The 14180-nt window shown below is 43.7% G+C and carries 9 protein-coding genes; 6 read left to right on the top strand and 3 right to left on the bottom strand.

The genetic code is table 11. The annotated features are described in order from the left end of the window. Window positions 1-292: 292 nt before the first annotated feature. The gene (locus tag FHW88_RS07580) at window positions 293-1738 is read left to right on the top strand and encodes a phytoene desaturase family protein (protein ID WP_176624348.1); all 1446 of its coding nucleotides are present in this window, start codon (window positions 293-295) and stop codon (window positions 1736-1738) included. Between the two features lie 88 nt (window positions 1739-1826). On the opposite strand, the gene FHW88_RS07585 is transcribed toward FHW88_RS07580, so the two are convergent. Further along, a complete protein-coding gene (locus FHW88_RS07585; RefSeq protein WP_176624350.1) occupies window positions 1827-2411 on the bottom strand; it encodes an RNA polymerase sigma factor in 585 nt (194 codons plus the stop codon). Window positions 2412-2551: 140 nt separating this feature from the next. Here FHW88_RS07585 and FHW88_RS07590 point away from each other — a divergent pair, with 140 nt between their 5' ends. The 3 genes from FHW88_RS07590 to FHW88_RS07600 all read left to right on the top strand — a co-directional run bounded on the left by FHW88_RS07590 (window position 2552) and on the right by FHW88_RS07600 (window position 8813). Beyond that, window positions 2552-3721, top strand: coding sequence for a FecR family protein (locus tag FHW88_RS07590; protein WP_176624352.1), 1170 nt, complete (start codon window positions 2552-2554; stop codon window positions 3719-3721). A gap of 139 nt (window positions 3722-3860) precedes the next feature. Then, window positions 3861-7283 carry a TonB-dependent receptor gene (locus FHW88_RS07595; protein WP_176624354.1) on the top strand — a complete coding sequence of 1141 codons (3423 nt, stop codon included), beginning with the start codon at window positions 3861-3863 and terminating at the stop codon, window positions 7281-7283. A gap of 9 nt (window positions 7284-7292) precedes the next feature. Beyond that, window positions 7293-8813, top strand: a complete 1521-nt coding sequence (locus FHW88_RS07600) for a RagB/SusD family nutrient uptake outer membrane protein (protein ID WP_176624356.1) — start codon at window positions 7293-7295, stop codon at window positions 8811-8813. Between the two features lie 231 nt (window positions 8814-9044). Here the strand turns inward: FHW88_RS07600 and FHW88_RS07605 are convergent, their stop codons facing one another. Next, the gene (locus FHW88_RS07605) at window positions 9045-9497 is read right to left on the bottom strand and encodes a pyridoxamine 5'-phosphate oxidase family protein (protein ID WP_090525181.1); all 453 of its coding nucleotides are present in this window, start codon (window positions 9495-9497) and stop codon (window positions 9045-9047) included. A 395-nt stretch (window positions 9498-9892) separates the two neighbouring features. Between FHW88_RS07605 and hemA the strand changes: the two genes are divergently transcribed. Next, window positions 9893-11164 carry a glutamyl-tRNA reductase gene (gene hemA / locus FHW88_RS07610; protein WP_176624358.1) on the top strand — a complete coding sequence of 424 codons (1272 nt, stop codon included), beginning with the start codon at window positions 9893-9895 and terminating at the stop codon, window positions 11162-11164. A gap of 234 nt (window positions 11165-11398) precedes the next feature. After that, window positions 11399-12091: a hemerythrin domain-containing protein gene (locus tag FHW88_RS07615; RefSeq protein ID WP_176624361.1), complete on the top strand. Its 693-nt coding sequence runs from the start codon at window positions 11399-11401 to the stop codon at window positions 12089-12091. A 14-nt stretch (window positions 12092-12105) separates the two neighbouring features. Here the strand turns inward: FHW88_RS07615 and FHW88_RS07620 are convergent, their stop codons facing one another. Further along, window positions 12106-14169, bottom strand: a complete 2064-nt coding sequence (locus FHW88_RS07620; RefSeq protein WP_176624363.1) for a copper-translocating P-type ATPase — start codon at window positions 14167-14169, stop codon at window positions 12106-12108. Between the last annotated feature and the right edge of the window lie 11 nt (window positions 14170-14180).

The raw sequence follows: 14180 nt of genomic DNA on the forward strand, positions 1-14180 counted from the left end.
GGTTCATGTTGCGAATATTCAAAAAATCATGTAAATATTGACTGTATACGGAAAGTATAATTAATAGTTTATATGTAGATCAGGAATTAAGAGGAGGGGGCCAGATGTTAGCAGATACACCTTACTGCCGGCATGATTTGGGGGACATTTGCAGGATAAATTGCCCGAATTTATAGAACGTAAAGGTAAGGCGACAAGAAATGATGTGTATATTGTGCCTGATAACTTAAATCGTCAGTGCGCGTTTTACTAAGGCAAATTAGTAGCGGGCAAATCCAAAATACAGATACCTGTGAAACCGGAAAAGCATGATTATGACGCAGTAATAGTAGGCTCGGGGCCAAATGGCCTTGCGGCAGCCATATTGTTGCAACAAAACGGACTTTCGGTGTTACTGCTTGAAGGAAAAAGTACTATTGGCGGCGGTTTACGTACTGAAGAACTAACCCTGCCTGGTTATAAGCATGATGTTTGCTCAGCTATTCATCCGCTGGCAGTTGGTTCGCCATTTTTTGAAACACTGCCACTGCGTGAGCACGGCCTTGAATATATTTATCCCACAATATCTGCAGCGCATCCCTTTGATAATGGAACCGCCGCGGTACTTAAAAAAGCCATTGTTGAAACTGCCAATCTGTTAGGTGCCGACAGGGATACCTACATCAAACTGATGGCCCCCCTGGTAACTTCGTGGCCCGGTTTGGCGTCTGATGTTTTAGGTCCGCTTACTTTTCCCAAACATCCGGTCCACCTGGCTGCTTTTGGGCTGGATGCTTTAACTTCAGTAAACTATTTGGCCAAACGCTTTAAAACTGAGGAAGCCAAAGGGCTTTTAGCCGGGATGGCTGCTCATAGCATTCTGCCGCTAAAAAATCTTACCACATCTGCAATTGCTTTAGTATTGATGGTTAACGGGCATTTAAAAGGCTGGCCTGTGCCTAAAGGCGGCTCGGTAAAAATAGCGGAGGCACTGGCATCATACTTTACATCAATAGGGGGCAGGATAGAAACCAATACCTACATCAATAATTTTGATCAGCTGCCATCGGCAAAGACAATTTTGTTTGATGTTACGCCAAAACAACTGCTGCAAATTGCCGGACATAAATTTTCATCATTGTATAAATGGCAACTGGAACGTTATCGTTACGGGATGGGTGTTTTTAAAGTTGACTGGGCGCTTGATGATGTTATTCCGTTTAAAGCAGGAGAGGCCCGGCAAGCAGGAACGGTACATATTGGCGGTACGCTGAAGGAAATTGCTGTGGGTGAACAGCAAATCTGGGACGGTTTGCACCCCGAAAAACCATTTGTACTGCTGGCCCAGCAAAGCCTTTTTGACAATACCCGTGCGCCCCTGGGCAAGCATACCGCCTGGGCATACTGCCACGTTCCCAACGGATCAAACAAAGACATAACCGATATTATCGAAAAACAAGTGGAGCGTTTTGCCCCTGGTTTCCGCGAACGCATCATAGGCAGGCATACTTTTAATACAGGGCAACTGGAAAACTATAATCCCAATTATATCGGAGGTGATATTAACGGCGGGGTAATTGACATTGGCCAGTTGTTTACCCGGCCGGTATTGCGCCGCTCACCATACCGCACATCGGCAAAGGGGATTTATATCTGTTCATCATCCACACCGCCGGGAGGAGGGGTACATGGTATGTGCGGCTACCATTCGGCCAAACGTGCTTTAAAAGATGTGTTTAACATCAGCATTCAATCATAATTATTAATCAAAGCCCAGAAGTCCCAATAGCTCTTCATACCTAAAATGACAATAGGCTTCGAAAAGCCGTGCACCATCCCCCCCCGCATTATTTAAAAAACATATAGTACAGGCAAAGCATCATTGAAACTTGCTTGAAACAGCTCCTTAGGTGTTTCAATGCCACGGTTATCTGGTTTTCAACCGTTCGTTTGGATATTCCTAAGCGGGCGGCAATTTCCTGGTTACTCAGGTTTTCCATGCGGCTCATGTAAAATATTTCCTGGCAGCGCTTGGGCAACTTCTCCAGGTAATAACTCAGTTCCTGTAACAACTCCTGATTTTTGATCCGGAAATCACCCTGGTTGTAGTCGGGGAAATTGCCTGCTTCCAGATTATCTAATTCCAGGATGACCGGGCGCTTTGCCGCACGCATGCGATTATAAACCTGGTAGCGGATGGCCGAGAGCAGAAAATTGGGGACAGATTGTATGTCCAGTTGATACCGGCGATCCCAGATATTCAGGAAAACATCATGTACTGCTTCTTCACTATTTTCACGGTCTTTCAGATACCGGAGGGCAGTCTTATATAACCTTACCCAGTACCGGTCAAAAAGTAGGGCGAACGCGTGCTCATCGTCCTTACGTACGGCAAGCCACAGTTCCTGATCACTAATATGAGAATTGTACATACAATTGGTTGGATAAAATTAGGAAAAGCCGATCAAAATTATTTAACCTTTAAGCCTGGGCGTAAAAAAAAAATAAAAATGTATGTGTGTGCCGGCATAAAATTTACACTAACATCATATAAACCTGCAATTGCAACCTGATGATAACTAAGAACGAGTTCCTTGCGCTGTATGAAAAATATATGAGCGGCCAATGCACCGATGCTGAAAAACAGCTATTGGATACATATCGCGATGAAATGCAGTTAGCCGACGAGGTTTGGGATGATGAAGAGGTAAGTGAAGCCGATGTACATGCGCGGATTTGGAAAAAATTAACTGAAAGCAGACAAAAGGCTGTTGTCATAAAACCTCTTAAACAAACGAGCTACAAATGGTTATGGGCGGCTGCTTCATTAGTTGCTATAGCTGTATTGGCTGGCTTGCTGTTTATGCCTACAAAAAAGGATAATACCACAGGTACAATAGTTAAGAATACTAAAACAACCATATTACCCGGAAGCAACAAAGCATATCTCACTTTGGCCAATGGCAATAAAATAGTACTTGATGACGCCAAAAATGGTCAATTGGCAGCAGGGATGGGCGTAAAAGTAAGCAAAGCAGCCAACGGTTTAGTGGTTTATAAATTTGACAGGAAGCCAAACGAACAAGGGCAGGCAGGTATCCCACAAATCAATACCATCACCACACCGCGTGGCGGCCAATACCAGGTAGTATTGGAAGACGGCACCAAGGTGCAGCTTAATGCAGCATCGTCAATCAAATTCCCGGAGTTTTTTAGCGGCGCTACCCGCGAAATTGAATTGAACGGGGAGGCTTATTTCGAGGTAGCAAAAGATAAGGCCCATCCATTTATAGTTAAGGCTAATGGTACACAGGTGCAGGTATTCGGCACCCACTTTAACATTAACGCTTATAGCGATAACCCTGATATTACCACCACCCTGCTTGAAGGCTCGGTTAAAATGAGTAAAGGCACAGCCGCAATAATGCTTTTACCTGGCCAACAGGGAACTGTAAACCAAAATGGTTCATCAATAAAAGTACAAAAGGCCGATGTTGAAGCCAATATGGCCTGGATAAACGGCTTTTTTATATTTCATGATCAAAGCATTGTGAATATCATGAAGCAGGTGAGCCGCTGGTATGACGTGGATATTGAGTATCAGGATACGCAGGTTCAGGAAAATGAATTTGGCGGTACCATCTCAAAATATAAAGACATTAAAGAATTGCTTGATAATATCAAGCTTACCGGTAGTATTCACTATAAAATTGAAGGAAGGAGGGTTATCATTATGAAGTAACCTCATACTTATATAATGCTATCCCAAAAAGAAAGTAACCAGGAGCGTTCGCACCGCCCCTGGCTCAATGCTACGGATAGCAATCAGGTCAGTTAACGATCATTTTTTCTCACAACCAGTTATTTAACCTAACATTCAAATGTACAAAAATTCTACTGCATTAAAGCGCGGGCAGATACCCCGTGCCGTATCAAAAATATTTCTGATCATGAAATTGTCGTTCTTTTTGTGTCTGGTTTCGATACTTCAGGTAAGTGCCTCAACCACGTTTGCGCAAAGGATAAGTCTTAGTAAAAATAACGCTTCGCTTGTTGAAACGCTTAAAGACATCCACAGGCAAAGCGGATATAGCGTACTCTACAATTCCAAAATGTTAAAAAAGGCACTTCCTGTAAACGTCGACCTTAAAGATGCGGGATTGGAAGAAGCATTGCAGCAATGTTTCCGCGACCAGCCTTTTAGTTATGTAATTAATAACACTACTATTGTAGTTACCCCCAAACCCGCCGAAAAGAAACCGGCACAGGTAATAACGATTACCGGTACGGTAAAAGATCAGAAAGGCATGTCTTTACCGGGTGTTACAGTAAAGGTTAAAGGTACCAACACGGGTGTACAGACCAATATTGATGGCAATTATACTGTTACTGTGAATGACAATAGCGCAGTGTTGGTATTCAGCTTTGTGGGTTTTGTTACCCGGGAGGTACCTGTAGGCAATCAAACCAAAATTGATGTAACGCTTAAAGAGCAAACATCGGCACTAAACGAAATTGTAGTGGTTGGTTATGGTACGCAAAAGAAAGCAAACCTTACAGGTGCTGTATCATCGGTATCCGGCGAGACGTTGAATAAACGCCCTGTTGTTAACACTGCATCTATGCTTGAAGGTCTTGCACCAGGTGTGCAGATCAACACAGGCTCAGGCGAGCCTGGAAATGAGGCTGTATCTATCCGGATCCGCGGTAACAGCACATTCAGTGGCGCCGGTTCTGATCCGTTGGTATTGATAGATGGTGTTCCCGGTAACTTCAGCGATCTTAACCCAACCGATATCGACAATGTATCTGTTTTGAAAGACGCTGCATCTGCATCAATATACGGTTCAAGGGCTGCCAACGGCGTGGTGCTTGTAACAACCAAGCAAGGCAAGGCCGGACAAATGTCTGTTACTTACGATGGTAACTTAGGGTACAACAGCCCGACCAAGATGTTTAAACTGGTGACCAACTCTGCCCAATATATGGAGATGTTTAACCAGGCACGCATCAACAGCGGCACAACAGATCCTAACTCACTTTATCCGCAGGACCAGATCGATCTGTACCGTAATGCCACAGACAGAGTAAGGTATCCTAACACCGATTGGTTAAGCCTCATATTCAGAACAGCTGTAACACAAAACCATAACCTCACATTTAGTGGTGGTACAGAGAAAACTACTTATAACGTATCATTTGGCTATGTTAACCAGGATGGTATTGAAAGAGGCTTCGATTATAAACGATATAGCGGCCGTATCAACTTAACTTCAAAGATCAATGACCATATAAAATTTGGTACCAACGTATTGTTAAAATCAGGCACCAGGGGTGCTGTAGCCGGTAATCCTTCATCACCAAGTCAGTGGGATGGTTCTTCGATGGATCTTTTCCTTTCGGCCATGTCGCAGGCGCCTACTTATGGTCCATATTTAGCTGATGGTAGCGGGCGGTACACCTACAAAGCTTATGACTTTGAGTATAACAATAAAAACCCGATAGCTGTACTTGATCAAAACTTCAGAAGGATCACCAATGATTACGCTGTAAACGCCCAGGGCTGGTTTGAAGTGCAGTTTACTAAAGACATTTCCTGGTATACCAAAGGCGCGGTGAACTTTAATATGGATAAGTACAAGGACTTTAAAGCCACGCTGGATGAGTATAATTTCCGCACTAATCAACTGGCAACATCTCTTGACCTGGGTAAAGGTTTAACAGATCAGGACGAGCAAACCGTTTATACCAACCTGTTCAGTTACCTGAACTATGCGCACAATTTTCATGGGCATAATATTAAAGCACAATTTGGCTATAGCATTGAGCAAAGTAAATATCAGTACTTATCAGGTTACCGTAAAAACTTTGCCGATCTGGACCTGCAGGAGTTAAACGCAGGTGGTTCTGATATTCAAAACGCAAACGGAACCAGTAACCAATGGGCCTTAATGTCTTATTTCGGTCGTGTAAATTACGACTATAAAGGGCGTTACCTTTTAGAGGGCAACATTCGTGATGACGGAAGTTCAAAATTCGCCGGTAAAAACAAATGGGGTGTATTCCCATCGTTTTCAGCCGGCTGGAGGGTTACTGAAGAGCCTTTTGTAAAAGCCATGAATTTAACCTGGCTGGATAATTTCAAATTAAGAGGTTCATGGGGACAACTGGGTAATCAAAATATAGTAATGAACGGCTATGGTGCCAACTATCCATATCAGGCTTTATTGAACTTTACGGGCAATTATTCTTTTGATAATTCGACACTCTTAACTGGCGTAGCTCAGCAAAACCTCAACAATCCGGCCATTAAATGGGAAACCACTACTATGACCGATATTGGTTTGGACGTTACCATTTTCAAAAACTTTAATTTAACTGCCGATTGGTATAATAAAACAACGTCTGATATTTTGAGGCAGGCACAGGTTACCGCAGCTGTGGGCTTAAGTGCACCTACCATTAATGACGGATCGGTAAATAACAGGGGTGTTGAGCTTGGTATATCGTACAATAATGTAATAACTGATGGCGCTTTAAGGGGCTTAGCCTTTAATGTAGGTGCAAACGTTGATCATAACCGTAACAAACTGGTGAAATTTGGTCAAACAGAAATTGGAGATTATACCATCAACCAAAACGGGCAACCGTGGAACTCATTCTACATGCTGCAGGTTATCGGTATCTTCCAGTCGGCGCAAGAGGTAGCTAATTCTCCCAAACAGTTTTCTGATTCTACCTTACCGGGCGATTTAAAATATAGAGACGTAAATGGCGATGGTAAAATTGATCAAAATGACCGTACAATTATTGCTGGTGTTTATCCAAAATTAAACTACTCGTTTAACTTGTCGGCCAGCTTTAAAGGCTTTGACTTATCAGCCATGATGCAGGGCGTTTACGGTGTTAAATCTTATGTATCAGGTTGGGGCACTATACCATTTGTACAAGGTTCGTCACCAACTACCGATTGGTTAAATGCCTGGACGCCTGAGCACCCTTCAACCACTATGCCGCGTCTGTATTTCGGGCAAAGCGCACCTGATAAGATCGGCCGCAGGTCATCTTATTTCTTGCAGGACGCATCGTATCTGAGGCTTAAAAACCTGGTGTTTGGTTATACCCTGCCGTCACAGCTTACCAAAAAAGTGGGTATTAACCGGTTAAGGGTTTATTTCGCGGGCGATAACCTGTTAACCATAACCAAATTTAAAGGCCTTGATCCTGAGCGTTATGGCAGCGGAGACCAGGTGCAGTACCCGCAAAATAAAATCTACTCTTTTGGTTTGAACGTTTCCTTTTAATTAGCCCACATGAAAAATCGAATTATATTAACCATCATATTAATTACATCGCTGTTTTTAGGCGCATGTAAAAAGGCCCTTGATTTAAACCCCAACGATCAGATAGCCACTTCAACCTTCTATAAAACGAAAGCAGACTTTGACGCGGCTTTGGCAGCGGTTTATGCTTCCCTGCAACAAGAAGAATTTTCTTATGGCATGGGCTTCAGAGATGGCTTTACCGATAATGGATACAATCAGTTTAATTCGGGTGCCGCCAAGGATTTTGTACAGGGCAATTTTAACCCCACTACAGGTGGTTATGAAACTGCCATTTATAACGATAGTTATATAGGTATTACAAGGGTAAACCTGTTTCTCAAAAACTTAGGCACATATAAAGGTGCTGATATTTCTGATAGCCAGCGTAAAATTTATGAAGGCGAGGTAAGGTTTATCCGTGCCTTTCTTTACTTTCAGCTATACAGTATTTATGGCGACGTTCCGTTGGTTATACAACCACTTGATTTGAGTAATCAAAAGCAGCCTAAAGTGCCTGCGGCACAGGTGCTTGCTCAAATTACTGCCGATCTTGATTACGGCATTGCTAATTTGAGCACCAATGCTTATTACGCCAACGGTGGTCATGTGGCCGCGTCATCTGCAAAAGCATTTAAAGCAAGGATTTTATTATTTGCCGCATTTGGAAGCACAGGCACGCCTGATGCCGCCATGCTAACCCAGGTACGAAACCTTTGTTTGGACTTGATGGGACAATACAAACTGAGTACCAACTTTGAGGATATTTTCAGGGATGCAACCCAGAAAAATAATACCGAGATCATGTTTTCGGTTAACTTCCTTGCGCCAAACAATACAGCTCCGTGGGACATGTATTACGGCGACTGGGATGCCTGCGCGCCTATGCAAAATATGGTAGATGCCTACGAGTGTACTGACGGACAACCATATGGTATCTCGCCATTAACTGATACAAAAAATCAGTTCAAAAACCGCGACCCAAGGTTGGCCAAAACTGTATATGCCGATTCAGTATATTTTGGTCCGGGCAAGGTTCACCATCCTTCAAATCTGAGGCCTACAGGCTATGGGATTATAAAATTCCTCGAACCTAATAACATACCTTACGGCTTTTCAACGCTTAGCCAGCAGGATGCGGTTATACTGCGTTTAGGTGAGGTGATGCTGATGTATGCAGAAGCTCAAAATGAAATTGCCGGCCCTGATGCAACAGTTTATAAAGCTATGGCCGATTTGCGCGCACGGGTAAATATGCCGGCTTACCCGGCCGGGTATACCAAAGATCAGATGCGTGAACGGATAAGGCACGAACGCCGTGTGGAGCTCGCTTTCGAAGGTTTGCGCCACTACGATCTGTTAAGATGGCATATTGCCGGCCCGGTACTTAACGCGGTAAAAACCAGCCTTATCAATTATCATTTTGAGGATAAATTTTACCATTGGCCGCTGCCTCAAACAGAAATTGACAAGAGCGGAGGCGTACTTATACAAAATCCGGATTACAAATAGCAACCGGATCTTAAACGCCAGAGGCGGCCTGTCAAGAAGCGCATGCCAAAATCTGGACAACAGTCTTAATTAATCATGTGATGAGCCCGGTATTTTATCGGGCTCATTCTTTTTAGGTCGGGTTTCACCCATTCCAAAAGCCTTTGACCCTATAATGCCGTACTTTATATAAAAGCTAAAAGCAGAATGCACAAAGTCTAAAGATTAACGTGTTGATTATATTTATGCAGCTCAATGATGTTCAAACCTGCCGGTGACTTTGTCTATCCTGATCTTATAGACGATCAGGTCGATCTTGTCGCCAATATCATACTCATTTGCGGTTATACCATGGGAGGGATGGTCTGTAGCATGTTCCACCAGTGGCATAACCCGGTGGATCAGTAACTGCATTGTCTGCTCTTGTTCCGCTATGTCTGTAATTTCTTCAAATGTACCCCAGGCTATGACACTTTTCCAGCTAAAGATGTTTTTTATATCATCAACTTCAAAACAAACTTTAGGGTTTTTTCGCATCATTTCAATTTTCTTTCCCGGACCGGAATGCGCATAGATTACGCCGTTCTTGTATACATAGTTAACGGGTACGATATACGTGGTGCCCTGGGCATGACACCCTAAACGGCCGATTACCTGCCGGCTAAGCAACGCTTCAATTTCCGGTTGTTCCAATTTTCCTAACATAACGGCGAATATTAATTGACCAAAGCTAAGCTCATCACTGTTTAAACAAAATGCTGCCGGTCAGTTAAGGGCATGATCGCCGTCACATTTGTGTCAGTATCCCTTGGGCTGTTGATGTTGTGATACATGTTATGCATCCCGATCTGCCGGCTGTTGTACATCATCGCAATCACAGGGATATTTACCTGTGATTGTTTTTTATGTTGCTTTATTAATCAATTGGACCGGTTTCGGGTGTACAATCAATTGTATAAGTGACGGCCGTCACTATTTTAACCTGCCGAACATCGCAACTTTACCTCATAAAAATAATGTTATGAAAGTAGTTGAGGTAAGCTATGCCGCCAGTAAACGAACGGTCATTTCCCTGTTATACAATTTAAAGTTTTAAAAGCGTGAATAATAAGAGCAGCATAACTGGGATCGAAAATTTTTACGCGGTCGGAATTAATTATAAAAAATCGGACGCCCGGCTTAGAGGCCGTTTTGCAATTTCAAACGAGCAATATGAAGCCATATTGAAAGAGGCCGGTAATTATGGCGTTAGCTCATTATTTATCTTGTCGACATGTAACCGTACCGAAATCTACGGAGTAACCAATACGCCAAATGAACTGGTTAACCTGTTATGCAGTGTTACCAATGGCGAAATAAAAGAATTTAAGGGTTACTGCTATAAAAAGGAAGGCATTGGCGCGGTTGAACATATGTTTAACGTTGCAGCTGGTTTAGATTCACAGATACTTGGAGACTATGAAATTATCGGGCAGTTTAAACAGGCTGTAAGATTTGCGAAAGACCGCGGTTTTATCAATACCTTTTTAGAAAAGCTATATAATACTGTTTTGCAAGCCTCAAAGCAGATCAAAAATCAAACGGGCCTCAGCAAAGGAACTACTTCCGTATCATTTGCAGCTCTGCAATCCATTAAGCAATATCATGCTGATGCGACAAATATTTTGATTGTAGGGGCAGGTAAAATGGGGCAGCGTACATGTAAAAACATTAAAGATTACCTGGGACAAAAGGTTCGTATTACTTTGGTTAACAGGACTGTTGATAAGGCAGAGCGGCTTGCCGAAGAAATGGACGTTAGTTATGGCCATATAGCAGATTTGCCAACGCTCATTTCTCTTGCAGATGTTATTATTGTAACCACAGCTTGCGCTACGCCTGTAATTTTTAAAGCTGATCTTGAATATTGCAGTGAAAAACTGATCATAGATTTGGCAATACCCAACAATGTTGAACCCGCAGCGTCAAAATTACCGCACATTAAACTGGTTAATATTGACGAACTCTCGCTTGTTAACAGTGAAACTATTCAGAAAAGGCAAAGTCAGGTTATTGCCGCGCGAGAGATCAACAACCATTTCATCAACAGGTTTGTTGAATGGTGCGAACTGCGAAAAAGCTGCATAGTGGTGAATGCCATTAAAAAACAGTTAACCTCCATTTGTTTAAGCCAATCTAAATCCGCCGGCTGCGTTGCGGGCTTTGTATCTTCCACGGATGAACAAAGAATACAGCAAATATTAAACGGAACAGCGGGAAAAATAAAAGGCGTTAACAAAGCCGGCTGCCATTACCTGGAGGCTTTAAATGAATTTATGTCGCCCCCGGGTTTACCAACCAACATATTAAATCCTGAGCGAACGTTAATATAAATAACAATAGACAGCCAAGGCAGATGTTTGAGGTTATCGGATAAACGGAAGTAATATCAATTTTGCCTGAATATAACCGGGGCATGAAAGAGATTATTAAATAGCGAATAAGAAAAAGAGGATTTCCAGCGTTCAAAATATCATAGTACCTTTATTACTAAACATATTTTGCAGTATTGCCTGATACAGTACGATTTTTGTTAGTCATTGATCATCATCTTATCTGACTTCGCTATGGAAACCGCAAATCAACACCGCAGGGATTTTATTAAGACAGCCGCCATTGGGTCACTAACCGGGCTGACATTGTTATCAGCTTGTAATGACAACGATGATGAGGAGGATCAAAAAGTATCGCCACCCGAGGATCTTATGCAGGAGCACGGTTTACTGAACCGGGTGCTGCTCATTTATGACCATTGCAAAGGCCTCCTAATAGATAAGCAGGGTTTCCCGATGGAAGCATTGTTAAACTCGGCTGGCATTATTCGCACCTTTGTTGAGGATTACCATGAAAAGCAGGAAGAAAACTACCTGTTCCCACGTTTTCAAAAGGCCAACCAGTTAACTGATCTTGTACAAACGTTGCTGGCGCAGCATAAGGCTGGGCGTACTGTCACGGATGAGCTCATGCAATTAACTAAGTCTCAAAACCTGACCGATACGGAAAAACAGCAGCTTATTACCTTGTTGAATAATTTCAACAGGATGTACCGCCCGCATGAAACGCGCGAGGATACCATTTTATTCCCCGCCTTCCGCAAGATCGTATCCCATCATGAATATGACGCTCTGGGTGAGGAATTTGAAAATAACGAACATAAACTGTTTGGCAAAAACGGGTTTGAAGACATGGTTGAGAAAGTGGCCGGTATCGAAAAGTCTTTAGGTATTTATGAGCTGGCCCGGTTCACGCCAGGCACCTAACTGCAAATTGCCAACTATTTTTTGTTTCCTATCGATAACAGGCTGGCATTAATAGCCACCACTACCGTGCTCACTGTCATGAGTACCGCGCCAATTGCCGGGCTCACCATAATACCCTGGTTGTACAGAACGCCTGCTGCCAGTGGCAGGGTTATCACATTGTAACCTGTTGCCCAGGCCAGGTTCTGTGTCATTTTACGGTAGGTGGCTTTACCAAACAGGATCAGGTTAACGATGTCTTTAGGATTGCTGTTCACCAGCACAATGCCGGCGGTTTCGGCAGCAATGTCACTGCCCGAGCCAACAGCAATGCCAACGTCGGCCTGTGCAAGTGCGGGGGCGTCGTTTACACCATCACCTGTCATTGCTACAAACTCGCCCTGTTGCTGTAATTCTTTGATCTTTTCCAGTTTTTCATGCGGCAGTACTTCGGCAAAAAAACCATCCATTTTCAGCTGTGTGCTAACACTTTCGGCAACCTGCTTATTATCGCCGGTCAGGAGTATCGACTTGATACCGTTTTCGTGGAGGGTTGCTATCGCTCCCTTTGATTCCTCCCTGATGGCATCGCCAAGGGCAACAAACCCGGCAAGTTTTTCATCGATCAATACAAATACCACTGTTTCGTTACTGGACACCTTGAAATTTGCCGGAAGGCCGATACTATTTTCTTTCAGATAACCGGGACTGACCACTTTGATGTGCTTTTGCTCTGTAACCGCTTCAACGCCTTTACCAGTGATCGCTTTAAATTGTGTTACTTCGGGAAGGGTTAGTTTTCTTTTTTTAACTTCACTTAAAATGCCTGTGGCTATCGGATGTTCTGAATTGCTTTCCAATGCCCCCGCCAGCCTAAGTAATTCATCTTCGCTTTTCAATACTCCTCCGGTAAGCACCGTCCTGGATACCTCAAATTTTCCTTTAGTTAAGGTGCCGGTTTTATCAAAAACAATAGAAGTGATCTTTCGTGCATTTTCAAAAGCAGTCCTGTTTTTGATCAACAGGCCATGTTGCGCCGATAAGGATGTTGATTTAGCTACCACGAGGGGAACAGCCAGGCCGAGCGCATGCGGGCAACAGATCACAATAACGGTCACCATTCGCTCCATGGCAAAAGCCAGGTCGTGCCCCAGGCTAATCCATACCACGAATGTAGTTATACCGGCTAAGAGCGCAATGATAGTTAGCCAACGGGCCGCTTTATCTGCTAACAACTGCGTGTTTGATTTAGCGTTTTGCGCATCGCGGACAAGATCGATGACTTTGAACAAATAGGAATCTTTACCGCTATGTGTAACACGAACTTTTAATGAACCGTTACCGTTCACCGATCCGGCAATCACTTGCTGGCCTTTTGTTTTTTGCACCGGGGCAGATTCCCCTGTCAGCATGGACTCATTCAGGTAACTCTCGCCATCTTCCACCATACCGTCGGCGGGTACCTTTTCGCCTGGTTTAATTAAGATCAGGTCATTTTCTTTCAGGCTTTCCGTTTTCACGTCCTCTGTAATGTCTCCTTTAAATACGTGCGCGGCTGAAGGCATGAGCTGGACCAGCAATTCGAGCTCGCGCGAGGCGCCGGCTATCGATTTCATTTCGATCCAGTGTCCCAATAGCATAATGAGAATAAGCGTGTCCAGTTCCCAAAAGAAATCCATGCCATTAAGCCCGAATACGGTAGCCGCACTGTACAGGTAAGCAACGGATATGGCGAAACCGATCAGGGTCATCATTCCGGGGTTTTTCGCCTTTAGTTCCGAAAGCCACCCGGTCAGAAAAGGCCGGCCGCCATAAAGAAAAACTGCCGTCGACAGCGCAAAAAGTATATACCGGTCGCCCGGGAAACCAATTTGCAGGTGCAGCCAGTGTCGGATCATGGGCGATAGCGCCAATATAGGTAGGGTGAATGCCAGCACTACGTAAAAACGCTTACGGAAATCAGCCATCATGGCTCCGTGATCATGCCCGGCGTGGCCCATGTCTCCATGCCCCATACCATTCCTTTCCTGATGTTGTGGATGCTGGTGCCCTTTCATTTCAGGCATTTCGTGCTGGTGTTCATGATGCTGATGTTCCATAGTCGTTTGTA

The sequence above is a fragment of the Mucilaginibacter sp. SG538B genome (genome assembly GCF_013376065.1).
GTDB classification, from domain to species: Bacteria; Bacteroidota; Bacteroidia; order Sphingobacteriales; family Sphingobacteriaceae; genus Mucilaginibacter; species Mucilaginibacter rubeus.